The sequence below is a fragment of the Pseudarthrobacter sp. CC4 genome, assembly GCF_048957775.1.
GTDB lineage: Bacteria > Actinomycetota > Actinomycetes > Actinomycetales > Micrococcaceae > Arthrobacter.
On record NZ_JARCCZ010000033.1, the window covers coordinates 16,125 to 42,686 of the forward strand.

The following is a 26,562-nucleotide window of genomic DNA, read 5'->3' on the forward strand; positions in this document are numbered from 1 at the left end:
GCGTGGCCAGTATATGTGCGCGGTGTAGGCCGGGCGGGACATTTCGTAGACATTACAGACCGTGGCCGCGCACCTTTCGCAGGAGATTCGGGCGGTCCCCGTCAACGGCCGGGCATCCACCGGCACCATCACAAGGGTGGCGTCGGCGCTTGACGGGGTCCGGCGCTCCCGCATATCCTGAACGAACGGTCGGTAAATAATTCCGGCCGCCCCCGAAGGTCTTTGCATAGGAGCAACCATGGCAGCGCAGAACTTGCAGTCAGTGCCGGCTGAGCGAACGGCTGGAACCAGCGAAACGGCAGACGCGGCGGGCCAGGCCAACTTCGACCGCGTCATCGCCGAGGACTCGCGCATCGAGCCCCGGGACTGGATGCCTGCGGCCTACCGCAAGACCCTGCTGCGCCAGATCTCCCAGCACGCCCACTCCGAGATCATCGGCATGCAGCCGGAGGCCAACTGGATTTCCCGCGCCCCCAGCCTGAAGCGCAAGGCCATCCTCATGGCCAAGGTCCAGGACGAGGCCGGCCACGGGCTGTACCTCTACTCCGCCGCCGAGACCCTGGGCCAGAACCGGGACGAGATGACGGACGCGCTGATCGCCGGCAAGGCCCGCTACTCGAGCATCTTCAACTACCCGGCGCTGACCTGGGCGGACATGGGCGCCATCGGCTGGCTGGTGGACGGCGCCGCCATCTGCAACCAGGTCCCGCTGTGCCGTGCCTCCTACGGCCCCTACGGCCGCGCCATGGTGCGCATCTGCAAGGAAGAGTCCTTCCACCAGCGCCAGGGCTTCGAGATCCTGCTGGAACTCTCCAACGGCACCCCCGCGCAGAAGGAGATGGCCCAGGACGCCGTGAACCGCTGGTACGCCCCGGCCCTGATGATGTTCGGCCCGCCGGATGACGATTCGCCCAACTCCAAGCAGTCCATGGCCTGGAACATCAAGCGCTTCAGCAACGACGAACTCCGCAGCCGCTTCGTGGGCATGATGGTGGAGCAGGTCAGGGTCCTGGGCCTCACCCTCCCGGATGACCAGATCCGCTACAACGAGGACACGAAGAAGTGGGAGCACGGCCCGCTGGACTGGCACGAGTTCCACGAAGTGCTCGCCGGCCGCGGCCCCTGCAACTCCCAGCGGCTTGAGCGCCGCAGGCAGGCGCACGACGACGGCGCGTGGGTCCGCGAGGCAGCGGCCGCCTATGCAGCAAAGCAGCTTAACAAGCAGAAGGAATACGCAGCATGAGCCTCCATGTCGACACCCCAACCTCGCAAGCTCGGCCGGGGACCCCGGCCGCCATGGCTCCACACGGCAACCCCGAAGCCCCCGCCAGCTCGGCAACGGAAATCAACCGCGACGCCCCGAAGGCATCCCCCGCTCCGCAGGAGCACCACGACCGCTCCGCCTGGGGCCTCTGGGAGGTCTTCGTCCGGTCCAGCCGCGGCCTGAGCCACGTCCACGCCGGCTCCCTGCACGCACCGGATGCCGCCATGGCCCTGCGCAATGCCCGGGACCTCTACACCCGCCGCAACGAGGGCGTGTCCATCTGGGTTGTCCCCGCGGATGCCATCGCCGCCAGCGATCCGGACGCCAAGGGCTCGTTCTTCGAGTCGCCCCAGGGCAAGGACTACCGCCACGCCACGTACTACACCAAGAGCGAAGGGGTGAAGCACCTGTGAGCGGCCACGGCGACATTTCCACCGGCGTGGCCGGCGACAGCAACGCCTCCGCCACCCGCATCACCCCCGGCAACGCGCTCCGCCCGGAGGACATCGCGCTCGAGGTCCGCACCGGCCTGGCCAAGCCGTCCGAAGACACTGCCGAGTACGCGCTGCGCCTGGGCGACGACGCCCTGATCCTGGCCCAGCGCCTGGGCCACTGGATTTCCCGCGCACCCGAGCTGGAGGAGGACATCGCCCTGGGCAACATCGCCCTGGACCAGCTGGGCCACGCCCGCTCCTTCCTCAGCTACGCCGGCGGCGCCCTCACAAACGAGGACGGAACGCCCAAGTCCGAGGATGACCTCGCCTACTTCCGCCGCGAGCACGAGTTCCGCAGCGTCCAGCTGTTCGAGCAGCCCAACGGCGACTTCGCGGCCACCATCGCCCGCCAGTTCGTGGTGAGCTACTACCAGTTCCTCCTCTACGGCAAGCTGACCGAATCAAAGGACGCCACCCTGGCCGCCATCGCCGCGAAGGCCGTGAAGGAAGTGGACTACCACCGCGACCACGCCGCCCAGTGGATCCTGCGCCTGGCCGGCGGCACCGGGGAATCCCGCACCCGGATGATCCATGGCCTGCGCATCATGTGGCCCTACGTGGAGGAACTCTTCCGGGACGACGACCTGACGGGCCGCCTCACGGAGGCGGGCATCGCCGTCGCGCCTTCCTCGCTCAAGGAGGACTTTGACCGGCTCACCGGCGAAGTCCTGGCCGAGGCCGGTTTGGAGGTCCCGGACGTTCCCGCCGCACCCGGCGGCGGCCGGCAGGGCAGGCACTCCGAGTACCTCGGCTACATCCTGGCCGAGATGCAGGTGCTGGCCCGCGAACACCCCGGAGCAAGCTGGTGACCGTCATGGACATGTACATTTCCGACTTTGAGTCGAGGACCCGGACGCCGCGGCAGAAGGCCTGGGGCATCGCGGCCACCGTGGTGGACCCGGAAATCCCGGTGCTCAGCATCGAGGACCTGGGAATCCTGCGGAATGTCGCAGTGACGAAGGAACACGGGACTGACCACGTAAAGGTCACCATCACGCCCACCTATTCGGGCTGCCCGGCCATGGACGCCATCCGCGACGACCTGAAGACCGCGTTCGCCAAGGAAGGCTACGCGGACGTGGAGGTGGACCTGGTGCTCGCCCCGGCCTGGACCACGGACTGGATGACGGAGGCCGGCAAGCAGAAGCTGCGGGAATACGGCATCGCCCCGCCCACGGGCATGAGCCACGCGGCACGGCACGCCGGGCCCATCCGCCTGAAGATGGCCGTCAAGTGCCCGCAGTGCGCCAGCCTGAACACCAAAGAGCTCACCCGCTTCGGCTCCACCTCCTGCAAGGCGCTGTACGTCTGCCAGGACTGCAAGGAACCGTTCGACTACTTCAAAGTGCTGTAAGGAAGCCCCATGCCTGTTGTCCGCCAGACCGCCGCCGAAGAGGCGCAGGCCACCGGCCGCCGTCGTCCGTCCTTCCACACGCTCGCCGTGAAGGAGGTGCGCCGGCTCACCGAGGATGCCATCGAGGTCTCCTTCCACGTGCCTGCGGAGCTCGCCGGCCAGTTCGACTACCTGCCCGGCCAGTACGTGGCGCTGCGCACCACGCTGCCGGACGAGACCGGAGAGCCCAAGGAAATCCGCCGCAGCTACTCCATCTGCGCCGAGCCGCGCAGCTTCGAGGACGGCACCAGCGAGATCCGGGTGGCCATCAAGAAGGACCTGGGCGGGCTGTTCTCCACCTGGGCCAACGCCGAGCTGAAGGCCGGGGACACCCTGGACGTGATGAGCCCCATGGGCGCGTTCGTGTCCCGGCACGGCCGCGACGGCCAGGCCGTGGAGCAGAACCGGATGAACTCCATGAACAACCCGGAGGAGCTGGCGGGGGACGTCGCCTCCCAAGGGGAAGCCAACTTCGTGGCCATCGCCGCCGGTTCCGGCATCACCCCGGTGATCGCCATCGCCCGCACGCTGCTGGCCGCCAACCCGGAGTGCCGGTTCGACCTCATCTACGCCAACAAGGCCGCCATGGACGTGATGTTCCTGGAGGAGCTCGCGGACCTGAAGGACAAGTACCCGCAGCGGCTGGCCATCCACCATGTGCTGTCCCGCGAGCAGCGGATCGCCCCGCTGCTGTCCGGCCGGATCGATTCGGAGAAGCTCCGGCAGCTGCTGGGCACCGCCATCCACGCGGACGATGTGGACGAGTGGTTCCTGTGCGGGCCGTTCGAGCTGGTGCAGCTGTGCCGGGACACCCTGGCCGAGCGCGGCGTGAAGCCGGAGAACGTCAGGTTCGAGCTGTTCACGTCCGGCAAGCCGGACAAGCCGGAGGGCAACGCGGGCCGTCCCGTGCTGGTGGACGAGTCCAAGGAGACGTACAAGATCACGTTCAAGCTGGACGGCCTGCAGGGCGAGGTGGCCAGCCCCACCCACGCCCGCGAGTCCATCCTCAACGCCGCGCTGCGGGTCCGGCCGGACGTGCCGTTCGCGTGCGCCGGGGGAGTGTGCGGCACGTGCCGGGCCAAGGTGGTCACCGGCAGCGTCACCATGGACGAAAACTACGCGCTGGAGCAGGATGAGCTGGACAAGGGCTATGTGCTGACCTGCCAGAGCCACCCCACCAGCAAGGAAGTCACCGTCGACTTCGACGTCTGAGTCCCGGTCCCACCGTTGCCCGTCTGAACCATAGGAGCCCCATGATTTCCCTCTCCATCACCAACGGCGTTGCCGAGGTTGTGCTGGACGCCCCGTACAAGCTGAACTCGCTGGACGAGCAGGCGCTGGCGGAGCTGTCCCAGGCGTACGACGACGCTGCTGCCGCCGCCTCCCGCGGTGAGGTGCGGGCGCTGCTGCTGAGGGGAGAGGGCCGCGCCTTCTGCGCGGGCCGCGACATCCAGAACGTGACGCCGGAGAGCGACGACGCCGCCGCGTACCTGGGCGGGCTGGTGGAGCCTTTGCTGAAGAAGATGGCGTCCTTCCCGGCGCCCACGTTCGCGGCTGCCCACGGTGCCTGTTTGGGCGTGGGGCTGGGGCTGCTGCTGGCCACGGACGTGGTGTACGTGGCGGAGAACGCCAGGTTCGGCTCGCCGTTCGCCAAGCTGGGCGCCACGCTGGATTCCGGCGGGCACTGGTACTTCACCGAGCGGCTGGGCATGCACCGGACGCTGGACCTGATCTACACGGCGGACCTGATCTCCGGCGCCGAAGCCGTGGCGCAGGGGCTGTTCAGCCGGGCCATGCCGGCGGAGTCGTTGCTGGACAGCACCCGGGAGATCGTTGCCAAGGTGGCGCAGGGTGCCACCGGAGCTTTTGTTGCCAGCAAGGAGCTGGTGGCCCACATCCGGGACCAGCGGCTGGGCCTGTGGGAGGCCATGGCGGAGGAAAACACTGAGCAGGCACGGCTCTGCAAAACCGATGACTATGCCGAGGGGTTCCGGGCGTTCCAGGAGAAGCGCGAGCCGCAGTTTCGGGGTTAGGCGCCTGTGGAGCCCAGCCCGGTGGGGGCTTAGGTAGGGAGCGGTTCACTGCACTTGGGTAAGTACGGTTGCCCCGTTGTAAACGGGTATCGCCTACTCGTGTTACCTGCGCGGCCTGGTTGTTCAATGGAAGTGCCGGCGAGGCGAGGGCTTAGTGGCCACGGCTCCCACCGCAGCATTCGCCGGCACCACCCTCGCGGCGGTTGGATGAATGAGTCTCCTGGTGAACCGGGACGATTCAGGAACGGCGGGAACCATGCGAACCAGAATGTCTACCGGGGATGGAGTCAAACTCGCGGCCTGCCCCCACCAGTTTGTTGGCCGGTGCGATGACTGTTCCGCGTCGGCTGCGCTCAGGGAATCGGACCAGATGGTGACGGATGAAGGCGGAACCACGTTCGCGGCCGAGTCCGGGCCTTACCCGTCGGCATAGGAGCGACGCAGCCTCCTATCACCGCAGGTGAAACCGTTTTCCAAAAGAACTTTCCCTGATCTTGACCAAACCTTGAAGGTTGGTTGCACCAAATCTTTATTTGCGTTGGCGAGAGTTGTCGGAGCCGGGAAAGCCCGGCCACTGCACGCTCGCGGGCCTGAACGGCTGAGCGGCGGCTTCACACCGACACGGGAGCGCATTTGTCCGAGGTTCTGCACGCGAAGGTCACTGAGAGCGAAAAGCACGGCATCAGCCGGCGCAGGGTTGTTGCGGGCGTAGCCTGGTCCCTGCCGGTGATCGCAACCGCCATTGCCGCACCGGCGGCCGCGGCATCCGCAGTTCCCGCAACCGTGACGTGGGGGCTTATTGGCGCAGCGGCCGCCACGGGGAGCTCCGGCTCACTGACAGTCCAGGCGCCCACTACATTCGATATTCAGACCGGAACTGCGTTTACGGGATCGTCAGTCTCGTACACCGTCACAATTCTCGCCGATAGATCCGAGCAGAGTTCAAAGGTCGAAATCACTTCAGTGTCGCCTGGCACCGGCACGTCTTCGATCGGCCAGGGCGCCGACAAGGCCACGACCTTCGCGGGGACGTTGACCACCACGCCAGGCAGTCACTTGCTTCGTGTGGCCCTAGCCGGCTTCAAGTACACCAAACCAAACAAGGCCGGCGCATACACGTACACGGTCACGCTTACTGTCACAATCGGCGGGACCACCCTGACACCAGCAGTTTCGACGCTGGCAATCACCTTCCCATGATCTGGCATCACTCCTGCCTCGTGGCCCAAGTCCGCACCCACTCAGCCAGCCGGGTTGCCCTGCTCCACCTGGATGCAACACAGCCCGTGGTCCTGGAAGGCCCGGCGGCAGCGATCTGGGAACTGATCGACGGGCAACGGACCCAGCAGTCCATCCTGGCTGAGCTTGAGGCCAACTTTGAGGACCAGGCAGGCCAGATGCAGGCCCAGGTGGAAAGCTTCCTCGCCAGCCTCGAAGCCCAGCGCCTCATTGAGGCTGTCCGCGGCGATTCCCGGTGACGGCATGAGGTCCACGGGAACCCTGGAGAACACACGTTTGGCGTGGCAGCACCGCCTGCTCGAGGAATTGGCGAGAGGCAGCGATCTGCTGTGCCTGGAGGTCCTGGGAACGCAGTTCACGGTCTGTTGGGGCGCTGCGGTGACGTGGCAGCAGCGGGATGCCATGCGCTGGGCGTGGGCGCGGTGCGTTGACGGCGGCGGGCCCTTCCTCCCGCCGCTGCCGCCAGAGCCCACCATGGACCAGCCGTTCACGGCGTCCGTCACCTACCAGTCAAAGAAGTACGACGACGGTACGTTCCAGCTGCAGGCCGCCTCCTTCGAGGAGTTGGCCGAGCACCTCACGTCCCGGCTCACGGTGGCCGCCATCCTGGCCAACGCGGGCGGACTTACGATGCTGCACGCCTGCGGGGTGGCGGACCCTGCCACAGGGGCCGTTGTGGCGCTGGTGGCCAAGTCCGGAACGGGCAAGACCACCGCGGCTTCCCTGCTGGCAGAGGTCTATGGGTATGTCACGGACGAAACCGTAGCCATCCGCCCGGACGGCTCGGTGGTGCCCTACCCCAAGCCGCTGTCCGTGAAGCAAAGGCCAGGCACCCCCAAGCAGCAGGTGGGACCGGACGAGCTCGGACTCCTGCCGGCCCCTGCCAGGCCCTTCCTCCAGTCGATCGTGCTGTTGAACCGGGTCCCAGGCGGCCGCCCTGCGGCGCCGAAGCTCCAGAGGGTCCCGATGGCCGATGCCGTGCTCGCCCTGATCCCGGACTCGTCCTCGCAGGCCGAGATGGTGGAGCCGCTGCAGTCGCTGTGCCGCCTGATCGACCGCGTCGGGGGAGTCTGGCAGGTGACCTACACGGAAGCCGCGGACCTGCCTGCCGCCCTGGAGCCGCTGTTCCGGATGCAGCCAGGGGACACCAGCGCGTGGGAGGCCCCTGCGGCTGAAGCCGCCCGCTTCAGGCACATCCCAGAGGGCTACATCCGCCGCGCCGCGCCAAGGGACGCCGTGGCCATCGGCGGGGACCTGCTGGTGATGATGGAGAACCAGGTTGTGCGGCTCAGCGGCATCGGCCCGGCCATCTGGGCAGCGTCCGCCAGCCCAATACGTCCGGACCAGCTGGCCGAAGAAGTCGGCAAGGTGCACGGCACCCCGGAAGGCTACCGGGACGCCGTCGCCGCGGCCACCGAGCAGCTCATCGCAAAGTCAGTCCTGGCACAGGGCCGCAAGTAGATTTTTGAGTGGAAGGAACCACATGAGCACCACGGCCGCTCCCGCGGACGCGCCCGCCGGCATGGACCTGACGGACTACCTCCGGGTCCTTCGGGTCTACTGGAAGGCCATTGTCGCGTTCACCCTGCTGGCCACCCTGGCGGCGCTGGGCTGGACCGTCCTCCAGCCCAAGATCTACTCCTCCGATTCCAGCGGCATCGTGGTCACGCCGGGCTCGGACAACGTAAGCCTGTCACTGGCCGGCGACAGCCTGGCGAAGGCCAAGGTCAAGAACTACGAGTCCGTGGCAAAGTCGCGGCTGGTGGCGGACCGTGTCATCGCCTCGCTGGAGCTCAAGACCACCGCAGATGCGCTGCTCGGCAACATCACCGTGAAGGTCCCGCTGGATACTGCGGAGATCCGGGTGACCGCCCAGTCCACGGACCCGGCCACAGCGCAGCGCGTGGCTGATGCCTGGGTCAACGGCCTCGCCGCCCAAGTGGAGGCGATCGAAACGGCAGCCCCGGACGGCACGCAGGTGGCCCCCGCGGCGACGGCTGTGCGTGTGCTCCCGCTGGGCAAGGCGGTCCTCCCCGCCAGCCCCACCTCACCCAATACCAAGCTCAACCTGGCGCTGGGCGCGCTCGTCGGCCTGGCCCTAGGTGTGGCCTATGCGGTGGTCCGCCGGCACCTTGACCGCCGCATCCGCAAGGCTGCCGACGTCGAACGGCTCTTTGGTGTCCCCGTCGTGGGCACCCTGCCGGTGGACCACCGGCTGGACGGGAAGAGCACGGTCCTGGACGCCGGCACCGAGGCGCAGGTGCATGATGCCGGCGGAGCCATGGCTGAGGCCTTGCGGGAGCTGCGCACCAACCTCAGCTTCCTGGATGTGGACCAGCCGCCGCGGATCATCGTGGTCACCAGCTCCGTGCAGGCGGAAGGAAAGTCCACTGTCACGGCCAACCTGGCGGTCGCCATGGCGGCGGCGGGCGAGAACGTTATAGTGGTCGACGGCGACCTCCGCCGGCCCACGCTGGTGGACGTTTTCAACCTGGTTCCGGGCGCCGGGGTCACCGATGTCCTCACCGGTTCCGCCGAGCTGGCGGACGTCCTCCAGCCATGGGGTGCCCTCCCGAACCTCTCAGTCCTCGGCTCGGGGCGCATCCCGCCGAACCCCAGCGAGCTGCTGGGCTCCCGCGCCATGAGGAACATGCTGAACGCCCTTGCCGAAGACGCAGTCGTCCTGATCGACGCCCCGCCGCTGCTGCCTGTGACGGATGCCGCGGTGCTTTCGCGTGCAGCGGACGGCGCCATCGTGGTGGTGCGGACGGGCAGGACCACCCAGGAGCAGCTGGCACAGTCCCTGGGAAACCTGGACAAGGTCAGGGGCCGGATCCTGGGCGCGGTCCTCAACTATGTGCCCACCAAGGGAACCGACGCTTACTCCTACTACGGAACGTATACCTCCACGTCCAGCCCAGAGCCTGCGGCTGAACCCCAATGCCCTGTCACCGTGGCAGCCAGCGGATCCAAGAGCGCCCTTGAAGCCGCGCTCAGCGGCCGCAGAGTCCGGAACTAGGCAGTGCCCGTGGCGGACGACGGCAGTGTCACGCAGCTCAGCATCTCCGAGGGCGTGCTCCTGGGCCACGCCCTGGTAGCGCGGCTGGCGGACGGCCTGGGCATCCGGGCCTTCTTCATCAAGGGCCCGGCAAGCGTGCTTCAGGGCCTGCGCCAGCCCAAAACGTCAGCTGACGTGGACGTTTTCGGTGATCCCGCCCGTCTGGAGCAGCTGCTGCACGGCCTGCGGGAACGCGGTTGGCGGGAACGCCCTGTGGATCCGGACAGCAGGACGTTTCCCAAGCATTCCGTTACGCTGGACCACCCTGACTGGCCGTGCTGCATCGACGTCCACTTCCGCTTTCCGGGAATGGAACATCCGGCCGCCGCCTGCTTCGAGGTGATGTGGGCAAGCACCGAAGTTCTCGAGCTTGCCGGACAGTCGGTGCGCGTCCCGTCAAAGGGGCTGGGAATCCTGATCCTGGCACTGCACGCCCTACGGTCGCCCCACCTGCCTGCATGCCGGCAGGAGCTCGAATTCCTGTCGGACATCACCACACACCACTCCGACGCGTTAGCCATCCTGGAGGTTGCGACGGCAACTGGCTCTTTGGCGGCCATGCGCCCTTTTCTTGAGAACCTTCTGCCGCACTCCGCCGCGCCAGAATGGCCGGAACCTTCAGTGGAATGGCGCAACCGGCTGATGGCCAGGGAACCGGGGAGTGCCCGGCTCGTGGCAATCGTCCAGGCGCCGTGGCGGGAGAAGCCAGGGATGCTGTGGCGCGCTGTTTTCCCTCCGGACGAGGCCTTCTTGGCCGGGAACATCTACGCTGACACGTCCCTCCGGGGTCGGCTCGTGCACCACCGAGCCAGATGGGCAAGATTCCTCCGTTCAGCTCCGCGGCTCGTGCGCGATCTCCGCGGACTTCGGTAAGCCCTTTAGGCGGAGAAATTGCCTTTGTCTACCCCTGATTTGTAAGGTTCAGCTATGACTACGGGGAAAGCTATCACCAAAGCCGTCATTCCTGCTGCCGGATTGGGGACTCGCTTCCTGCCCGCCACTAAGGCAATGCCGAAGGAAATGCTGCCGGTCGTTGACCGGCCGGCCATCCAGTACGTCGTTGAGGAAGCCGTTAGGTCCGGCCTCACCGACCTGCTGATGATCACGGGGCGCAACAAGCGCTCCCTTGAGGACCACTTCGATCGCGAGCCGGGTTTGGAGCGTGCCCTGGAGCTTAAGGGGGACAAGGACCGTCTGGAGTCCGTGCAGTACGCTTCCGAGCTGGGACCTATCCACTACGTCCGCCAGGGTGAGGCCAAAGGCCTGGGCCACGCGGTGCTGTGCGCCAGCCAGCACGTGGGCAATGAGCCCTTTGCCGTCCTGCTCGGCGATGATCTCATTGACGAGGACGAGGACCTGCTGAGCACCATGATGGAGGTGCAGCAGAAGACCGGCGGTTCAGTGATCGCTCTGATCGAGGTGGACCCGTCCCAGATCAGCGCCTACGGCTGCGCGGACATCACAGCGGTGGACGGCGAGAATTACGTCCGCGTCAACAGCCTCGTTGAGAAGCCTGCCGTGGGCGAGGCGCCGTCCAACCTCGCGGTGATCGGGCGGTATGTGCTGCACCCGTCAGTGTTCGGCGTCCTGGAGAACACCGAGCCGGGCCGCGGCGGCGAGATCCAGCTGACCGATGCGCTCCAGACCTTGGCCGCCGGCGAGGGTGAAGGCTCCGGAGTCTATGGGGTCGTTTTCAAGGGCCGCCGCTACGACACCGGCGACAAGCTGAGCTACCTCAAAGCAGTCATCACCTTGGCTTCTGAACGCGTAGAGTTCGGCGAGGACCTGAAGACCTGGATGAAGGGCTTCGTGAACTAGCTTTACGCTTCAATGACTTCCAGAGGTCCGCTACCCAAGGGTGGCGGACCTCTGTCTTTTGAGCGCCCACCCGGTCAGGAGTGCCCCTATGACTGCTCCCGATGTGTTTGTCACGAGGTCTTGCGGGGTTGAAAAGCGGTTGTGAAGAAATAGCAACTGACCGAGCTCCATGCAACCGGAAATCAGCAGGCCAAATGCTCCAACCTGCCACCAGCATTTCTCAGGAAAGGCCAGCGAGCTTACTATTCCTAGCGGCACGAAGAGTCCTACATTTGCCGATGCCTCAACAAATTTGTAGTTGAACCAAGCTGGAATTCCGTTGCGATGAAGGAAATCCAGCGCAGCAGCCAGTTGACCTTGTACAGGCTGATCGACGGGGCTTGGCCAAAACGCAATGACGGACAGAGCAATGAGCATGGCTGCGAGGATGACCTGCCAAAGCCTTTGGTCGCGGAGGTTCCCCAAACTGGGCCTCAGGAGGTCCGTAGAAGGGCTAATGCTGTGGTCGCGGTGGCGGATGCCGCCAGAAGTAAAAGAAGGGCGTAGCGGAGCACCTGCAGGCGGGGGAGGGGTATGGAGAAGTCGTACTCTCTCGGTGTTCTGCGCCAATGTCTCCCCATAGCTCTCATTGATACCACAGCCCGGCCGCCGGGTTTCTCAGCCGGTTGCCATTTTAAAGAAAGAAGGTGGGTGTTCCCCATTTCTGGAGTACACCCACCTTCTTCGGTGGTTATTGTGTGCTGCGGTTAGGCAGCAGCCTCAGCCTTGGCACGGCGGCGAACAACAACAACGGAAGTTGCGCCGGCAGCCAGTGCTCCTGCACCGACGAGGGTCCAGAGGATCAGACCGGAGTCAGCGCCGGTGTTGGCCAGGCCGCTGCCCGTGTTAGCCAGCGGGGCGCCCCCCGTGTTGGCCAGAGAAGCAGCAACCTTAACCGTCACTGGACCAACGGTTACACCGGAGGTGTTGCCGGTTGCCGTGATGGAGTAGGTGCCGGCTTCGGTGATGGAAATGGGAAGCGAGAACCGACCCTGCGCGTCAGCCGTGGTGCTGAGAGTGCTTGGGGCAAAGTAAAGATTGATCTTCGCCGCTACAGCTGCACCACCGGCGATGCTTGCGCCGTCCGAGGCCGGAGCTTCGCCCGGCGTCACGGTGATGGTGAGGGTTTCACCCGCAAGGAAGCCTTGGCCGCTGAAGATGAAGTCTTCACCCGGGCCTACGACGCCGTCAGAAACGGCGGCCTGCGGCGGAAGGGCGGGGTAGGTGGCTGCCATCGAAGGAGCCGCCCCTACAAGTGCAATAGAACCGGCAAGCGCGAGTGCTGCGAGTGTTTTTTTCATGTGTCCCCCCGGAGACGTTTAAGTTTTTTGAATACCCGATATGGGGAGTGTTCCCCTCCGCACGAGACCCTGTGCAGAACTCCGGATAGCTATCCCAAGAAAGACGGTACCATCCTCGACCGGTTGTCACCAAGCTCAATCAAGTCGGTTTACTTAGTGTTAACGCGACCGCCGCCGCCCCTATGGACAGGGTGCGTTTTTCGTTGGGAGTATGACGTCCTTTACAGGCTGAACGGACGGTGTGACAACCAATTTAGGTTCCGTATGCTGGACGATTTTTCCGAAAGTGAAGTCGACAGTTTTACTTTCCCCTGGCGCAAGTTGCTGAGCGACAACACCGACCGGGCGGTTCGCATGCAGGTAGGGTGCAAACTGTTCCTTCTTGCCGTTGACAGATGCTGATTCGACATTTGCCTGCACGGGTCCGTAAGCAACGATATTTGTCTGCACGGTCCCTGGGCTGACGCCGAACACACCTCCTCCAGTAACGTAGGCAGAAAGGGAATCGGCTGCGTCAGCAGGTGCTGTGTTGCTACTTGTGATTCGAACAGTCGTCTGTTTGTAGCCGTCGGCAGGGCACTCCTTTACAAGCTGAACGGTGTGCTTAACGTAGTAGTCCATCTTGGCTCCCGTGCCGTCATTGAAATAGACCCCAAACTGAGCGGGGGACACGCTAGGTCCCGAGACAGAACCGCTCAGAGAGTACTTAGAAATGACGGCCTGTTCGGAGGATCTAGAAGACCAAACGATTACTCGTCCTTCCTCCGTCCCGCGGGTTATGCCGAGGATAAGTCCTTTGGCCCCGCCTTTTCCGCTGGAAAGGGCGGAAAAGACTTCCTTAGCCACGCTCGCGAAGTACGCGTCCTGCAGCTTTGGCTGCTTGATTTTGGCGTAAACGTCCGAAAGTAACGTGGGGACGACATTGCCGCCTGTCAGTTCCGTTGGAAGTCCAGATACTCTCACTGCAGTAAGTTCAGGACCGCTGAGCTCGACAGGTCCCGTTGACTCCAGGATGTAGCTTAGGGCAACTGGATCAATGGAGATGACCCCGTCGACCCGCTGGCCAGTCTTTTTCTCCCACATAGCCTGAGCAGTACTCGCGGCGGTGGGGAAGTCAGGGGTGAGATTCGTATCTTGCATGTATTTGCCGAGACGGGTCGAAAAGATCCTTTCTTGTTCGGCGTCTACTGATAGAGCGGGCGATACCACACCCAAGTCACTAGCGCTACTTTGAGCATCGAGGGAAAGCTTTCCTCGATCCAGGGTCAGAACAGCTAGAGCCCCGGGTATTCCTCCTGAAGCCCTGGCCTCTGCATTGTTTTGAATCATCAGCAGATACGTTCTTGGGCCATCGGCCCCCAGCATATTGGGGGCTACTTTGGCGGCATCCGCGGCCGAGTCGAGAGCTCCTGTTGCTTCCCTAAGCTCGTCACCTGCCTCAAGCAGGGGACGCGCTACTTGCGGCAAGAGTTGAGTGGTATCGATATCCTGCAGTCTTTCGGACGAAGCCCGGACGGTGTACGCAGCTGATTCTATAGTTGGAGCAGCAGCCTTTAGGGGTTCTAAAGTGCTGCCCTTACCAGTGGGAACTAGTGCCTGCCAGTCGAGAGACTCGTACACGTTGAGCAAAGGAATAAGACCAAGTCCTGCTACATCATCAGCTGATCTGGCTACCTCGGAAACTGCACTAAGATTTGGTCCGATCCACGGCAGACTAGACGCCAGGGTCCATAGGGGATCTTCGGCGGCACGCCTGGCAACCAATGTGTGATCGCGAAGCTCATTAGCTGTATTAGCGGCTGATTCTGCATCCGATGCCACGATCTCTTGCTTCAGCTGGGGTATAAGACGAGCCGCTGCCTCTAGCTCAGTCTTGATCGACGATGCCTTAAGCCCCACCCAAACCGTTCCACTGCCGATGAGTACAAGGAACACAATGATGGGGAGGCTGACTTTCAGCCGCTTTCGTGGGGAACGAAAAGTCGGGTGCGAGAGTTGGTTATTAGTGTCCTTTTCCCGCGGGTTGCCGGTTTCCATCTAAGGTCGTCCCAGTCCGCGGTACGTCCATCCTGCAGCCCGCCATTTATGATGCTCCAAGACGTTTCTGCCGTCCAACACTTTCGGTGAGGCCACCATGGCTGCAGTTTCATAGGGATCTAAATCGCGGTACTCCTGCCACTCTGTCAACAGCAGAAGGACATCAGCTCGATGAATAGCAGCGTCGGTGGATTCTTCGTAATGCAATTCCGGGAAGCGGCGAGCAGCATTCTGGAGTGCCTGAGGATCCGTTACGGTAACAACTGCTCCCTGCAGCTGCAGCTGCGCTGCGATACTCAATGCTGGAGAATCACGGACGTCGTCGCTCTCAGGTTTGAAGGCCGCGCCTAGCACGGTAACACGCTGGCCTAAAAGTGAACCTCCGCACAGCTCCCGTGTTAATTCGACAACGCGTATCCGCCGACGCATATTGATTGCATCTACTTCACGAAGGAACGTCAAAGCCTGGTCGGCGCCAAGTTCCCCTGCCCGCGCCATGAACGCACGGATATCCTTGGGGAGACAACCTCCACCGAATCCAATCCCTGCATTGAGAAACTTACGGCCAATCCTGTCGTCTAGGCCAATCGCGTCCGCTAGCACCGTCACATCAGCGCCAGCAGCATCACAGAGTTCTGCCATCGCGTTGATAAAAGAAATTTTTGTGGCCAAAAATGAATTGGCGGCCGTCTTGACTAATTCAGCAGTTGGCAGGTCAGCAACCAGCCGAGGAACGCCCGCCTCTAGGGGGGTGGCGTAAACTCGGTCTAGGATCTGAACGGCATCATGGTCCTCAGAACCTCCGGTTACTCCGTAGACCAGCCTATCGGGCTGAAGGGTGTCAGAAACAGCGTGTCCTTCTCGAAGGAATTCTGGGTTCCACAACAGGTGAGCCTCGGGTTGAGCATCTTTGACAATCGCTGCCAACCTTGCGGCGGTTCCCACTGGAACAGTCGACTTCCCAACTACGACATCCCCAGGGGAAAGATGGGGGAGAAGGCCGGCTGTGGCGGCGTCCACGTAGGTCATGTCAGCAGCATTCTCGCCCTTCTTCTGCGGAGTGCCCACGCAAATGAAGTGCACGGAGTTACCCACGGCGGCCGCCATGTCCGTCGTGAAGGAAAGCCGCCCAGTTGCTTGGACCTCGCGCAGCAAGTCCTCTAATCCGGGTTCAAAGAAGGGTGCGCGGGCTGCAGATAAATCTGCAATCTTTCTTTCATCTACATCGATTCCCACAACTTCATGTCCGAGTTTAGCCATGCAGGCGGCGTGGACCGCTCCCAAATAGCCGCAACCTATAACCGATATTCGCATTAGATTTCCCTTCCCGAGGCGGTCACTGGGCCGCCAGAGAATCAGTAGGCTCCAGCGCTTCGAAAGACAGCGCGGAAGGTCTTTATGAGGATGAGTAAGTCTCCGGCCAACGACCAGTTCTCAACGTAGTACAGGTCAAGACGTACGGAGTCCTGCCAAGACAGGTCTGAGCGCCCGCTTACTTGCCAAAGGCCGGTTAGGCCGGGCTTAACCAATAATCTGCGCCGGACGTCGTGCTCGTACTCTTCAACTTCGGATGGCAGAGGGGGCCGCGGGCCTACAAGGCTCATAGATCCAGAAAAAATGTTGAAAAGCTGAGGTAGTTCATCCAGGCTGAACTTACGCAAAAACTGGCCGACTCGCGTAACCCGCGGATCATTTTTCATCTTGAACAGCACGCCATTGCCGTCAGTACGGTGCCGAAGGTCTTTCAGCCGCTGCTCTGCGTCTGTAACCATAGACCGGAACTTGTACATGCGAAAAGGAATACCTTCAATCCCCACACGCTCCTGTTTGAAGAAAATTGGGCCTTTGTCGTCCAGTTTTATAAGTGCGGCGACAAATAACATGACCGGAGCAGACAAGACGATCAAGAGGCCCGACACGGTAACGTCAAATAGACGCTTCACCACTCGTTGGCCGCCCTCTAAGGTCGGTGTGGTGACATGAATCAACGGGAGGCCTGCCACCTGCTGGGTATGAATACGAGGGCCAGCGATATCAGTCAAAGCAGGCGCCATTATGAGACCGACATTATTAGCGGCAAGCTCCCATCCCAGATGTCGCAAGGTTTGAGGATGCAACTGCACGCCCGCTGTTACCGCTACGGCGTCCGCACCGCAACACCTGATCGCGGACATGATATTTGACACCTTGGCTTCGTGACCGAGAATTGGTAGCCCGGACTCTGGCTCAAAATCGGCGTCCGGACGCGAGCCAGGAGTGTAAGCGGCAACCGGGCGATAACCGGCTGCCTTCGCGCTGGTCAGAGAATCGTAAAGATGCGCCACGGCGCTTTGGCTTCCTAGTAGAAGCAAGCGCGACATGCTTTGGCCTTTGAGTCTGTCTATTCCTAAGTGCTGTCGTAACAGCCAGCGCCCGACAAGCAATCCAATCAGGCCAACGGGCAAAGCAACGCCTACGTATCCTCGTGCCGTATCAAATCGGCAAACATAGGAAATGATGGCCACAAGTCCGAATAACCATAGAGAAGCTGCCGCCACTCTCTTGTACTCGTCGGGCCCCGCGCCCAATATACGACTTTGCCGTGAGTTCCATGCGCCCAGCATCCCCCACCAAACGACCGATAAGGCGGCCGAAAGCCATAAATAAAGGGATTCGTGGTCTGAGTCGGTGGAACCAGGTTCCACTCCAAACCTGACCACGTAAGCGCCAGCTACTGCCCAGACAATGATGAAGGCGTCAACGATACTTAGCGTGCGAGCAGTTTTAGCACGCCAATTGGACACTGTCCCCATCCAATATCCCCATAGTGTAATAGCTAGAGCGAACCAGTCCGCTCAGAGACCGAACGACCGCGCGGAGGCGAGCCTGCGGCCCGAAGCAAGGAATGATTGGCAACAGTCGCGTCTCGACGATCAGTACGACTATAGCTGGCTCCGGGCCCTCTACTTGACTTTGTTGCGGCTCTGGGCAGCTGGTGGTCCTCGGATGGTCAGATGGGGATCGCGAGGTTCGGTTGTTAGCCCTTGCCACCGGTGCTCTATCATTTCACTCGGCGGGCGCTCCTTAGGGATCTCGTTAGCTTGACCTGCCGACCTCGTCAGCGCAGTCAAGCTTGACGGAGTGCTTATGAGCTTGTGCTACGCACAAAATGATTGTTTGCCCGATCAAATACTTGGGGGTTTTTTTGTCCGGACTTATAGTGCACGAATGGCTTGAAAGGCACGGTGGTGCAGAGTCCGTTGTTGAGCAGTTCAGCGAGCTCTATCCCGATGCTCCTATCTTCTGTCTCTGGGATGATTATCCTGAGCGGTTTGTGGGTCGAGAGGTCCGGCAGTCATGGCTTAGTTCCACGCCACTCCGCCGCTCAAAGCCGATGGCACTTCCCTTCATGCTTCCGACGTGGCGGCGGATTCCGGAAGCTGACGCCGAATGGATCTTGTGCAGTTCTCATCTGTTTGCCCATCACGCTCAACTTCACGGGCAAGACACCGCAGTGCCTAAGTATGTTTACGCTCATACTCCTGCGCGCTACATCTGGAACCCAGAACTTGATACACGCGGGAAGTCAGTTGCGATTCAGGCTGCCTCGCGCGTGCTTCAAAGGATCGATAGGACGCGGGCCGCGGAGGCTACATCAATCGCTGCCAATAGCAGCTTTGTTCGCGACAGAATACAGGCTACCTGGAATATGCCCGCGACGGTCATACACCCACCAGTGGACGTTCAGTACTTTTCTAATCACCGAAGTGCTACGGCTGCTCTCGATGATAACGAAAAGCGAATTCTGGAGAATCTTCCTGATCAATATCTGTTGGGTGCCTCGCGTTTTGTGCCATATAAAGGGTTGAACTTGGTCATCGATGCAGGTATTGCTGCTGATTTGCCGGTTGTTCTTGCAGGAGATGGACCAGAATTAAATTCTTTACGGCAGCAGGCTGATTCCGCACGGGTTCCTGTGCAGATCCTTCAGTCCCCGTCGAGACCACTGCTTCGTGCCTTGTATCAGCGGGCAATGGTTTTTATTTTTCCGCCAATAGAAGACTTTGGAATTATGCCCGTTGAGGCTATGGCCTCTGGTACCCCTGTTATTGCAAACCACGCTGGAGGTGCGGGTGAGAGTGTTGTCCACGGAGGATCCGGCATTCTTTTAGAGGACTTTAGTAGGTCTAGCCTCCACGCCAGCGTGTCTGCGGCAGCCAGTCTTAATCGAGATGCTCCGTCGGCGCGGGCACAGCTCTTCGATAAGTCCATATTCCGTAAGAACATTTCTGAATGGATGGGCTAATGAAGCAAAAAGCACCAGAATCTCAGTCCATCAAAGTCCTGCATCTCGACCATAGCCATGAGGCTGGGGGCGCAGAACTGGCTCTTGTGCGGCTCGTCACCGCGGCTTCCAACTGGAGCCCGAGCATTCTCCTTCCTCGATCAGAATCAACCGACGAGCGCGTGTTTGAAAAAGCCCCTAGGCACGTCACGCGGAGCAACGTCGGTCCGGCTCAAACCCCAGGTGCGGCCTCTCAGGGCTCCTTCGCACGATTCGTTCGCTTTGTATCACAGATCCTTGGTCAGGCTGTAGCTGTGCGGACCTCCAAGGAGTTCAGGAGCGCGGAAGTCGTTCACGCAAATACGTCGCGATCAGGCCTCTACGGTGCTCTTGCTTGTCTAGGAACGAACAAGAAGTTGGTACTGCAGTTGCGCGATCAGATTACAAGAGAAAGTCTTGGTCTATTGGGGCAGCAGGCGTTTGCTCGGATTGCGTTAAGACGTGCCAACGGCATTATATCGAATTCCAAGTCAACGCTAGAGACGGCGATGCTATTGCTGGGCCGGCGTGAAGTACCGACCGCAGTAATTCATAGTCCGATAGGCATCGACCGAACTGAGCAGGATGATCCTTCATTGGAGCCATCACCCCTTCGCATTGCTATGATTGCGCGGATTGATCCGTGGAAGGGCCAGTCGTTGCTTCTAGAAGCATTCGCATGTGCTTTTCCTGACGGTTCGGAAGAACTACTTTTTGCTGGGGGATCGCTTTTTGGGCGTGAGGAGTTCCTGTTGTCCCTTCGGCAAGAGGTGGTCTCTAGAGGGCTTGAGGACCGGGTTCATTTCCTAGGCCACGTTGACGACATATCCCAAGTTTTGTCTCGGGTGGATGTCTGCGTACAGGCGTCTACTCGACCGGAACCTCTTGGCCAGAATGTACTGCAGTACTTGGCGGCCGGTAAGGCGGTCGTGGCATCCAATGAGGGCGGACCAGCAGAATGGATCAGCAATGGTGTCAACGGTCTTCTGGTCGAAGCCAGAGACGCCAGGGCGTTAGCAGATGCGCTCCGGCGCTTGTCCTCTGACAGGGATCTTCTGCTCAAACTTCAGGCTGAGGCACCTCAGACGTCCGGTCTGTTGAGTGACAGCGAGGTCGCGAATGCCCACGGTCGCGTTTTTGCTGAGGTTTTGAAGTGAGTCCAAGTGCGAAAGTTACGTCTCTCGTAAATGTACTTGGGTTGGACGGCGATCAGAGGAAAACAATATGAGCACTGTCGGCATTTCAAAATGTAAAGATCGATCTTTGCTGATTTGGTCGTCACCATCCACAAAGGGTGCTGGTGCATACCAATTGTGGGAGAACTATGGGAGGCTTCTATCGCCGCATGTTCGGGAGTTAGTTCTGCTACGAGGCCACGATGAGTGGGATTCAGCCGTTAATCCTCAAATCAAACTCGGGCTACGATCCGTTTTTTGGTCGCTTACCGAACTGCGTTCCTTGGTGCGGGATAGACAGTGTGCAAATGTCGTCACTTCCATTTCTCAATCAGATATTATCTACGGCATTTTTGTCCGACCCATAACAAAAGCAAATTGGACGATATATGTACTTGGGCAACCGTATCCTGTTTACGGTCAGACCGGTAAGATCAAGCGACATATCTGGAAGTGGCTTTGGCTGTTCTCGGCTCGACGCGCGCATCGGATCATTGCGGTTAGTGACTATATTTCAGAGATTATTTCTCACGATCTAAAAGGGCGGGACATAGTCACAGTCTATCCTTCGCTTAAGGACAGCCATTTGTCCGAGTCGGTTTCTAGATTGCCATCCGAACAGTTGCGAGTGGGTTTCGTCGGGAGACTTTCTCCCGAGAAGGATCCCGTGCTATTTTGCTCAATTTTGGGCGGTCAGGACGAAGTGGATGCCAGAATCTTCGGCGACGGTCCGCTTCGTCCCCAGGTTGAAGGAGCTCTTAACGGGATTAAGTTGTTAGGATTCCGCCCGCAGAACGAAATTTATTCAGAAATCGACGTGATCATGATGACATCAAAGTCGGAGGGATTACCCATGGTGCTAGTCGAAGCAAGCTTGACGGGCGTCGTTCCGCTAGTCTGCGATGTAGGAGGCTGTGCCGAAGCGATTCACCCTGACAATCGGGATCTGCTGGTTGTGCCGCGAGAGGAACGGGATAACGTTGCGTTCTGGAGAGGTCGCCTCGTCAGTCTCCAAGACGCTGATCTTCGAACTGCCATTGCAGCCCGTCAAAGGGAATGGGCCGAACAGAAGTTTAATGCTGAAATTAATTCTGAATGCCTCGCAGCTCTTGTTACCTCAAGGGAGAATAACTTATGAATCGGCTGAAGACCCGTCTTCTGAGGACGATTGATGAGAGGGTTGTACGACACTTCCCAGGAAAATTCGCAAGGCAGATGAGGATCACTTTGCTGCGTATGGCGGGCGCGAAAGTTGGAAGGGGTGTAGTTGTAGCGCAAGGCGTGAGAATTGTCGGCGCCGAAGGATTGATTCTCGAAGATGGCGCCTCAGTTGCACGCGGTACCGTACTAGACGCTCGAGGTGGTCTCACGATAGAGCGGGGCGCCTTGATAGGATTTGAATCCATCGTGTTGACCTCTACTCACAATTCAGACCTAACAGACACGCCAATACACAGTCAGGGAATGTTTACAAACGCCGTTGTTATTGGTGCTTTCAGTTGGATTGGTACGCGGTGTGTCATACAGCCGGGTGTTTCGATAGGTTCAAACGTTGTGGTCGGTTCTTCCGCAGTCGTAACCAAGAACTTGCCGCAGAACGCGGTTTATGCCGGAGTTCCAGCGCGCTTCATCCGACGTCGCTGATGTGGGCCAAAGCAAGAAAACTAGCGGGTAGCCCCTATCTAGCCCAGCTCATCAGTTTGGGCGGCAGTGCGGCCCTGACGTTTTTTAGTGCGTTGATCCTTGCACCTTCGGAACGAGGCCTTGTGGCCATCTTCTTGGCAATTATCAGCGTCGGGAGCTACTTGGCATGCTTTGGCGTACAGTCGGAAATTTTGCAGTGTAGCGCGCGGGGGGATTCGATCTCCGCACGGCTGATAATCAGAGGCCATTTGCTACCGCAGGCTGCGTTTGCCGTGGTCGCGGCTGTGCTGCTTATCGCCGTTAAACCCTTTCCCGATTTTCCGGATGCTCTCGGCATTTTGAGCGCGCTAGGTATTTTTGGAGGTTCGCTTTTCAATAACCTCAGTTGGCGCCAGTACGGCAACGGTCAGTACTTCCTCAGCACTTCGCTTCGCGGATTGGTTCCATTAGTGACGCTTTTTGCGTCATTCATGCTCTACCTTTTTTCGTCACTTTCAGCGATCGCCGTTGCGTCCATCTATATAGCGTTGCAATTCATTTGCTGTATTTTTGTTGTTGATTTTTCCAAATTTGCTCATGGCGGCGTTACAGTGCGTGAAATGCTCCGCGTTTATAACCAATCTCTCTCCTTCTTTTTTTCACAAGCTCAATCGCTCGTGCTATCACGCACGCCGGTAATTGCTTCCGGAATCTGGTTGCCTCCTGCAATCACTGCGGCGATTTCTATCGCCTTGAGTTTGGCCGAGTTGCAGTCCAGCCTTCCGCAGATGCGCTCGGCTATTTCGTTTAAGGAAGCTAGTTCAGCACGCAGACCTCGGCTGACCAATAAACAGCTTCTGTCAGCGATAAAGGCGCTTTGGCCTGGGACCGTGCTTGTGATAATTATTTCCTTTATAGCGCGTGAGTTGCTAAGTGAGGCATATCGTGACCTTCCTCTTTTGGTCGGGCTCTTGTCTCTCGGAGTTGCGGTGCAGGCGCTCGCTGCTTCTGCCATAAATGTCTTGACTGCCCGGCGCTCTTTGGGTGTAGCCATCGGAATTCAGCTATTCGTTATCTGCGCCGCTTTCGCATCTTTAGCCAACTTTTCTGAGGGAAGGATATCTCTGGGTTTAGGTCTTTGGTCCGCTGGGGTGGCATTAGGCTGTCTTGGCGTAATCGCACTCGCCATGAAGCATAAGAGGGGTCGGCATCTATGAAGACTGGCGCAAAGCTTTCGCAGCTGGTGTTCTGCATCGCTGCAATCGCCCTCGTGATCAGCTGCGGTGCCGCCCCGGGTTTGACTAGGTATGTAGCGGGTCTTGAATCACTGCTAAATGTACTTCCTGACCTATGCATCGCGGTACTCGTAATCACATCGCTTTTTGGAAACAATCGACTGGCGCTTCGTAAATCGCCCGCCTGGTATGCGGCGTGGATGTTCTTGACCTGGGTCTTAGTTGCTTCGGTTCCTGCGGTTCTATCTATGGGTGATCAAGCCGTATACGGTTTGCGAGCGATGGTCTGGGGTCTCGCAATAGCTATGCTTTTGCAGACGACAGCCCTAACTTCTCGGGCCAAGGGAACAATTAGGCGTGTTGTGCTGGCTGTCCTACTTGCCAATATGCTGGTTGCACTCTGGCAGGCCGTGTTTGGTTTGAGTGCTATCGAGTTGCATGAACTGGCAGAGTCGGGGGCGAGTTATCAAGTGGATTCGCAGACTAGACTCCTGGGCTTGCAGGCCACAGGCCAGGAGCTATCGATGCTTGCTGGGAGTGCTTTCATGTGGGCCTGTGCGACTATGGTTACGAGGGGCTTCCGCGTAGCGGGCCCCTCAGTTTGGATGCTCGGCCTTTCTTCGGCTGTGGTCACGCTCGTAGTGTTACAGCGGAGTGCATTGGTTGGCGCCCTTTTTGCACTGGCGGTATTGATTTTTACTTTGGGCTCAGTGCGAGTCGCTAGCCGGCGTGGTTCGATTGCGCGAAGATTCACCGCCGTCATCGCCGTTTCAATGCTCAGTGTTGTTGCTTTGGCGGCTTTGGCGCCGGAGCGCGTCGACCTTGCGTTAGCAAGGTTTCAGACGCTTTTTGGGCTTTCCTCGGATTATTCATTCAATGTCCGGCAGGATACGACCCTGCCAGTGGCTCTCAAACTTATTGGTGAAGGACCGCTGGGTTACGGACTCGGAGCATCAGGGCCAGTCGCTGCGAAATTCGCCCCACAAGGTCCCCTTGCTGATTATCCACTCGGAGGCATAGCAGCCGATAATGGTTACCTTTTTGTGGCACTTCAGATTGGTCTTCCGGGGCTTGCCCTTTTTCTGCTGCTTCTTCTCACCTGGGCTATTTACGGGTCGTTTCTCCTGGTCCCCCCGCAAGAGCGTGCCTCAACCCGGGTGGTCGTCTGCTTTCTCGCAGCGATTATGCTTTCGGGTTCGTTTTGGGGGCTCACCGGTTCAATGGCAATCGTTGCTTTTCTTGCCAGCATGGGGAACGCCTACGCTGATGAGGATGCGGAGCAAACTCTTGAAAGACTACGTTTGCGCAAGAGTCATTGATCGGCTGGCGGCGCGGGGCTTGCAGTGGCTATTGGGTGCACGTCCACTCACGGAACCATGTGCATAGTTATCGCGGCGGCCCTCTTGGGGTCGAGGGCAACATTCAGAATCTTGCTGCCTTGAACCGCCACTTGGTGAGCAGGGGGCATTAAACGAGCCAGTTGCCGGGCCATTGACGTTTTGAGAGAGGTTCTGCCGGGGCTACGCACCTATTGGTTGGCGGTGAACCACGCTTTACTGTTCGATCATGACCGGCCTAGAGTAAACCGTTTGGCGCCGTTTGGGGCTGAAGATCGGCCAGGTGAGATTTTTTGTCGAAATTCCGTTTATTTCGTGGGCAGCCAGTCGACGTAGGTCTGTTTATGGCGGTAGTTGAAGACATATGAGGATAATGACTTCGGCATGGTGCCTGGCGGCCGGGAATGGACGACGACCAGTACCTGGTCGCCAAAATAGTCTCCCCAGCGGGCGGAAGGGGAGGGCCTAAGTCAGGATCAGCAAATCGTGCTCACCGAGTAATAGCACCGGTTAAACGTTGGGTTCGCGCTGTCTCGCTCGGAGGGGATGGAACCACCGTTGCGTTCACGACGATCGGTCCTTAGCGGCGCAGCCTGGGAAGTTCTGGGGTTGGCTGCCGTTCTGGCTGGCGGCACGGGGTGGGGCGGACGTTATCGTTCACGGTCGTGGATACGACCCGGTGATTGAGCTACATGGCCCTCAGTCACTACCGGTAGCAAGCTAGGCCCCGCCGGGGAGGATGTGCCCCGCACAGGACAATCTCGGACGCTCAGGTGAAGAACGCGCTGGCCTACCTGTACTGAGTCAGAACGTTGGTTACATCGTGAATGGGTGAACCGTCCCGGGAATCATGCCGCCTGTTTGTTGGCGGCGTCGTCGGGTAACGGGCCGGTTTTGTAGATCATAATATGTCTGCTCATATTCCTCTGGCGTCTGGTGATCCAGGGCGGAATGCAGGCGAAACGGATCTTCGGGACGTGTACGCCTCTTGCCAACCAGTCCGCGCCGAGCGCTACGCTAATCCAAAGGGGGGAAATGACGACGAAACCTAAGGACCGTAGCGGGGCGTGGGCCGACTTCGGCACCGGCGTCCTAGCTTGGATCAGCGGCGCAGCGGTGCTCGGCTTTGGCGCATGGTTGCTCTTCGGCCAGCCCGACCTGACTGGGGCGTCTAACGGAGATCGACAGACCCGCACTTCTCAGCGTCCCGTTCAGTATGTTGATGAGGACTACGAGCCCACCGACCAGGAGATCGAAGAGGCGGTACAAGAGTCGCGGGAGAAAGTCTTCGGCAAGGGGTGGTCATGTTTCTACGACCCGACCATGAACGAGAATTGGCACGACGACGTGCGCTGCACTAACGGAGCAAAATCATATCGCCCCATCCTTCTCGCCGACCGGGGGTTTGTGACCGAAGAAGACATGCGCGCGGCCGGTCAAGACTATGAGAACCACCTAAACTCCGGCGTCAAGCCCTAAGAGGTTCCGCCGGTAGGTGAGGTCGTGCTGGATTTAACGGCGCAGGCACAAGCTTTGATAAACACGTGTTTGTCTAGAACCAGTGTTGCCTCGGGATGCTTGTGCCTGTCGTCCCATCACCCGTCATGAATCCCCTCTGGGCCCAATTCGAGGCCCTGATTCCGCCCGTGATCGACACCCATCCTTGGGGTGCCACCGGCCCCGGGTGTCGGACCGGGTCGTGTTCGACAAGCTTGTCCAGGTCCTCGTGCTCGGGGTCATGTACGAGAAGATCGCCGATACGTCCTCCCAAACGAACGCTGTGTAAGGACGGGGGCTAAATCCGCACCGCGGTCAGTTGCCCCTGAAGATCAGCTGTTCTACCTGCTCGGGTTCAATGCTGAGGTCTTGTGCCCATTCGGTCATACAAGCCGTGTACTTGCGGTAGCTGCCGGCGCTGTGCCAGGTAAGCCACAGGGTGAACCGTCCCGGGCATCATTCCGCCTGTTTGTTGGCGGCGTCGTCGGGTAACGGGCCGGTTTGTAGATCATAATATGTCTGCTCATATTCCTCTGGCGTCTGGTGATCCAGGGCGGAATGCAGGCGTTCGTTGTTGTACCGGTGGACCCACTCGAAGACGATCTCCATCACGTCGGTTTCGGTCTTCAACGCCCCGCTTGTCAATGGCCATTTGTTTCTGCCCACGGGCGGCCAGTTAATCGGCCCGCTGGTGGCCAGTAAAACTGCCCGGTGAT

The 26,562-nt window shown here is 60.1% G+C and carries 27 protein-coding genes and 2 pseudogenes; 22 read left to right on the top strand and 7 right to left on the bottom strand.

Features of this window, described 5'->3' with window-relative positions:
* The first annotated feature begins 238 nt into the window (after positions 1–238).
* The 13 genes from paaA to galU all read left to right on the top strand — a co-directional run bounded on the left by paaA (position 239) and on the right by galU (position 11,299).
* The gene (gene paaA, locus PV768_RS19105) at positions 239–1,243 is read left to right on the top strand and encodes a 1,2-phenylacetyl-CoA epoxidase subunit PaaA (protein ID WP_421093903.1); all 1,005 of its coding nucleotides are present in this window, start codon (positions 239–241) and stop codon (positions 1,241–1,243) included.
* Between the two features lie 53 nt (positions 1,244–1,296).
* On the top strand, positions 1,297–1,677 hold the full coding sequence (gene paaB, locus PV768_RS19110) for a 1,2-phenylacetyl-CoA epoxidase subunit PaaB (protein ID WP_421093925.1): 381 nt from the start codon (positions 1,297–1,299) through the stop codon (positions 1,675–1,677).
* Entirely contained in the window at positions 1,674–2,567 is an 894-nt protein-coding gene (paaC, locus tag PV768_RS19115; protein ID WP_421093904.1) for a 1,2-phenylacetyl-CoA epoxidase subunit PaaC, read from the top strand. Before paaB ends, paaC begins: the two co-directional genes overlap by 4 nt.
* 11 nt (positions 2,568–2,578) lie before the next feature.
* On the top strand, positions 2,579–3,112 hold the full coding sequence (gene paaD / locus PV768_RS19120) for a 1,2-phenylacetyl-CoA epoxidase subunit PaaD (protein ID WP_421093926.1): 534 nt from the start codon (positions 2,579–2,581) through the stop codon (positions 3,110–3,112).
* 9 nt (positions 3,113–3,121) lie between these two features.
* A complete protein-coding gene (gene paaE, locus PV768_RS19125; RefSeq protein WP_157241412.1) occupies positions 3,122–4,363 on the top strand; it encodes a 1,2-phenylacetyl-CoA epoxidase subunit PaaE in 1,242 nt (413 codons plus the stop codon).
* Positions 4,364–4,404: 41 nt separating this feature from the next.
* On the top strand, positions 4,405–5,184 hold the full coding sequence (locus PV768_RS19130; protein WP_421093905.1) for an enoyl-CoA hydratase/isomerase family protein: 780 nt from the start codon (positions 4,405–4,407) through the stop codon (positions 5,182–5,184).
* Positions 5,185–5,452: 268 nt separating this feature from the next.
* Entirely contained in the window at positions 5,453–5,617 is a 165-nt protein-coding gene (locus tag PV768_RS19135; protein ID WP_421093906.1) for a hypothetical protein, read from the top strand.
* A gap of 200 nt (positions 5,618–5,817) precedes the next feature.
* Positions 5,818–6,384, top strand: coding sequence for a hypothetical protein (locus tag PV768_RS19140; RefSeq protein WP_421093907.1), 567 nt, complete (start codon positions 5,818–5,820; stop codon positions 6,382–6,384).
* Positions 6,381–6,662, top strand: coding sequence for a PqqD family protein (locus tag PV768_RS19145; protein ID WP_421093908.1), 282 nt, complete (start codon positions 6,381–6,383; stop codon positions 6,660–6,662). Before PV768_RS19140 ends, PV768_RS19145 begins: the two co-directional genes overlap by 4 nt.
* Before the next feature lie 4 nt (positions 6,663–6,666).
* Positions 6,667–7,884 (top strand): ATP-binding protein, encoded by a 1,218-nt coding sequence (locus PV768_RS19150; RefSeq protein ID WP_421093909.1) that lies wholly within the window; start codon positions 6,667–6,669, stop codon positions 7,882–7,884.
* Positions 7,885–7,906: 22 nt separating this feature from the next.
* Complete coding sequence (locus tag PV768_RS19155) at positions 7,907–9,442, top strand: polysaccharide biosynthesis tyrosine autokinase (RefSeq protein WP_421093910.1); 1,536 nt, start codon at positions 7,907–7,909, stop codon at positions 9,440–9,442.
* 9 nt (positions 9,443–9,451) lie between these two features.
* Positions 9,452–10,354, top strand: a complete 903-nt coding sequence (locus PV768_RS19160) for a nucleotidyltransferase family protein (protein ID WP_421093911.1) — start codon at positions 9,452–9,454, stop codon at positions 10,352–10,354.
* Positions 10,355–10,408: 54 nt separating this feature from the next.
* A complete protein-coding gene (gene galU / locus PV768_RS19165; RefSeq protein WP_421093912.1) occupies positions 10,409–11,299 on the top strand; it encodes a UTP--glucose-1-phosphate uridylyltransferase GalU in 891 nt (296 codons plus the stop codon).
* A gap of 30 nt (positions 11,300–11,329) precedes the next feature.
* Here galU and PV768_RS19170 read toward each other — a convergent pair whose 3' ends face one another.
* The 5 genes from PV768_RS19170 to PV768_RS19190 all read right to left on the bottom strand — a co-directional run bounded on the left by PV768_RS19170 (position 11,330) and on the right by PV768_RS19190 (position 17,468).
* Positions 11,330–11,716 (bottom strand): VanZ family protein, encoded by a 387-nt coding sequence (locus PV768_RS19170; RefSeq protein ID WP_421093913.1) that lies wholly within the window; start codon positions 11,714–11,716, stop codon positions 11,330–11,332.
* A gap of 329 nt (positions 11,717–12,045) precedes the next feature.
* Positions 12,046–12,639, bottom strand: coding sequence for an LPXTG cell wall anchor domain-containing protein (locus PV768_RS19175; RefSeq protein ID WP_421093914.1), 594 nt, complete (start codon positions 12,637–12,639; stop codon positions 12,046–12,048).
* 180 nt (positions 12,640–12,819) lie between these two features.
* Entirely contained in the window at positions 12,820–14,676 is a 1,857-nt protein-coding gene (locus PV768_RS19180) for a DUF4012 domain-containing protein (protein ID WP_421093915.1), read from the bottom strand.
* A complete protein-coding gene (locus tag PV768_RS19185; protein WP_421093916.1) occupies positions 14,677–15,990 on the bottom strand; it encodes a UDP-glucose dehydrogenase family protein in 1,314 nt (437 codons plus the stop codon).
* A 41-nt stretch (positions 15,991–16,031) separates the two neighbouring features.
* Positions 16,032–17,468, bottom strand: coding sequence for a sugar transferase (locus PV768_RS19190; RefSeq protein WP_421093917.1), 1,437 nt, complete (start codon positions 17,466–17,468; stop codon positions 16,032–16,034).
* A 356-nt stretch (positions 17,469–17,824) separates the two neighbouring features.
* Between PV768_RS19190 and PV768_RS19195 the strand changes: the two are divergent.
* From PV768_RS19195 to PV768_RS19235, 9 genes and pseudogenes are all read left to right on the top strand, one after another.
* Positions 17,825–18,391 (top strand): annotated as a pseudogene (locus tag PV768_RS19195) (glycosyltransferase family 4 protein); the annotation flags it as partial.
* Positions 18,392–18,961: a glycosyltransferase gene (locus tag PV768_RS19200; protein ID WP_421093927.1), complete on the top strand. Its 570-nt coding sequence runs from the start codon at positions 18,392–18,394 to the stop codon at positions 18,959–18,961.
* On the top strand, positions 18,961–20,136 hold the full coding sequence (locus PV768_RS19205) for a glycosyltransferase family 4 protein (RefSeq protein WP_421093918.1): 1,176 nt from the start codon (positions 18,961–18,963) through the stop codon (positions 20,134–20,136). The genes PV768_RS19200 and PV768_RS19205 overlap by 1 nt, the downstream gene beginning before the upstream one ends.
* Positions 20,137–20,203: 67 nt before the next feature.
* Positions 20,204–21,292, top strand: coding sequence for a glycosyltransferase (locus PV768_RS19210; RefSeq protein ID WP_421093919.1), 1,089 nt, complete (start codon positions 20,204–20,206; stop codon positions 21,290–21,292).
* 326 nt (positions 21,293–21,618) lie between these two features.
* Positions 21,619–21,798: an acyltransferase gene (locus PV768_RS19215; protein WP_421093928.1), complete on the top strand. Its 180-nt coding sequence runs from the start codon at positions 21,619–21,621 to the stop codon at positions 21,796–21,798.
* The gene (locus tag PV768_RS19220) at positions 21,798–22,994 is read left to right on the top strand and encodes a hypothetical protein (RefSeq protein WP_421093920.1); all 1,197 of its coding nucleotides are present in this window, start codon (positions 21,798–21,800) and stop codon (positions 22,992–22,994) included. The genes PV768_RS19215 and PV768_RS19220 overlap by 1 nt, the downstream gene beginning before the upstream one ends.
* Positions 22,991–24,331, top strand: a complete 1,341-nt coding sequence (locus PV768_RS19225; RefSeq protein ID WP_421093921.1) for a hypothetical protein — start codon at positions 22,991–22,993, stop codon at positions 24,329–24,331. The genes PV768_RS19220 and PV768_RS19225 overlap by 4 nt, the downstream gene beginning before the upstream one ends.
* A 1,053-nt stretch (positions 24,332–25,384) precedes the next feature.
* The gene (locus tag PV768_RS19230) at positions 25,385–25,828 is read left to right on the top strand and encodes a hypothetical protein (RefSeq protein WP_115787482.1); all 444 of its coding nucleotides are present in this window, start codon (positions 25,385–25,387) and stop codon (positions 25,826–25,828) included.
* A gap of 101 nt (positions 25,829–25,929) precedes the next feature.
* Positions 25,930–26,114 (top strand): annotated as a pseudogene (locus tag PV768_RS19235) (IS5/IS1182 family transposase); the annotation flags it as partial.
* Between the two features lie 47 nt (positions 26,115–26,161).
* Here PV768_RS19235 and PV768_RS19240 read toward each other — a convergent pair.
* Positions 26,162–26,284 carry a hypothetical protein gene (locus tag PV768_RS19240; protein ID WP_421093929.1) on the bottom strand — a complete coding sequence of 41 codons (123 nt, stop codon included), beginning with the start codon at positions 26,282–26,284 and terminating at the stop codon, positions 26,162–26,164.
* 18 nt (positions 26,285–26,302) lie between these two features.
* The coding region (locus PV768_RS19245; protein ID WP_421093922.1) for an integrase core domain-containing protein at positions 26,303–26,562 on the bottom strand (260 nt) is incomplete at its 5' end.

What these genes read in the sequence shown, in the direction of transcription:
- paaA (WP_421093903.1), top strand. Translation starts at nt 239, where the DNA reads ATGGCAGCGCAGAACTTGCAGTCAGTGCCGGCTGAGCGAACGGCTGGA.
- paaB (WP_421093925.1), top strand. Translation starts at nt 1,297, where the DNA reads ATGGCTCCACACGGCAACCCCGAAGCCCCCGCCAGCTCGGCAACGGAA.
- paaD (WP_421093926.1), top strand. Translation starts at nt 2,579, where the DNA reads ATGTACATTTCCGACTTTGAGTCGAGGACCCGGACGCCGCGGCAGAAG.
- paaE (WP_157241412.1), top strand. Translation starts at nt 3,122, where the DNA reads ATGCCTGTTGTCCGCCAGACCGCCGCCGAAGAGGCGCAGGCCACCGGC.
- PV768_RS19130 (WP_421093905.1), top strand. Translation starts at nt 4,405, where the DNA reads ATGATTTCCCTCTCCATCACCAACGGCGTTGCCGAGGTTGTGCTGGAC.
- PV768_RS19135 (WP_421093906.1), top strand. Translation starts at nt 5,453, where the DNA reads ATGTCTACCGGGGATGGAGTCAAACTCGCGGCCTGCCCCCACCAGTTT.
- PV768_RS19145 (WP_421093908.1), top strand. Translation starts at nt 6,381, where the DNA reads ATGATCTGGCATCACTCCTGCCTCGTGGCCCAAGTCCGCACCCACTCA.
- PV768_RS19150 (WP_421093909.1), top strand. Translation starts at nt 6,667, where the DNA reads ATGAGGTCCACGGGAACCCTGGAGAACACACGTTTGGCGTGGCAGCAC.
- PV768_RS19155 (WP_421093910.1), top strand. Translation starts at nt 7,907, where the DNA reads ATGAGCACCACGGCCGCTCCCGCGGACGCGCCCGCCGGCATGGACCTG.
- galU (WP_421093912.1), top strand. Translation starts at nt 10,409, where the DNA reads ATGACTACGGGGAAAGCTATCACCAAAGCCGTCATTCCTGCTGCCGGA.
- PV768_RS19170 (WP_421093913.1), bottom strand. Translation starts at nt 11,716, where the DNA reads ATGCTCATTGCTCTGTCCGTCATTGCGTTTTGGCCAAGCCCCGTCGAT.
- PV768_RS19175 (WP_421093914.1), bottom strand. Translation starts at nt 12,639, where the DNA reads ATGAAAAAAACACTCGCAGCACTCGCGCTTGCCGGTTCTATTGCACTT.
- PV768_RS19180 (WP_421093915.1), bottom strand. Translation starts at nt 14,676, where the DNA reads ATGGAAACCGGCAACCCGCGGGAAAAGGACACTAATAACCAACTCTCG.
- PV768_RS19185 (WP_421093916.1), bottom strand. Translation starts at nt 15,990, where the DNA reads ATGCGAATATCGGTTATAGGTTGCGGCTATTTGGGAGCGGTCCACGCC.
- PV768_RS19190 (WP_421093917.1), bottom strand. Translation starts at nt 17,468, where the DNA reads ATGGGGACAGTGTCCAATTGGCGTGCTAAAACTGCTCGCACGCTAAGT.
- PV768_RS19205 (WP_421093918.1), top strand. Translation starts at nt 18,961, where the DNA reads ATGAAGCAAAAAGCACCAGAATCTCAGTCCATCAAAGTCCTGCATCTC.
- PV768_RS19210 (WP_421093919.1), top strand. Translation starts at nt 20,204, where the DNA reads ATGAGCACTGTCGGCATTTCAAAATGTAAAGATCGATCTTTGCTGATT.
- PV768_RS19215 (WP_421093928.1), top strand. Translation starts at nt 21,619, where the DNA reads ATGTTTACAAACGCCGTTGTTATTGGTGCTTTCAGTTGGATTGGTACG.
- PV768_RS19220 (WP_421093920.1), top strand. Translation starts at nt 21,798, where the DNA reads ATGTGGGCCAAAGCAAGAAAACTAGCGGGTAGCCCCTATCTAGCCCAG.
- PV768_RS19225 (WP_421093921.1), top strand. Translation starts at nt 22,991, where the DNA reads ATGAAGACTGGCGCAAAGCTTTCGCAGCTGGTGTTCTGCATCGCTGCA.
- PV768_RS19230 (WP_115787482.1), top strand. Translation starts at nt 25,385, where the DNA reads ATGACGACGAAACCTAAGGACCGTAGCGGGGCGTGGGCCGACTTCGGC.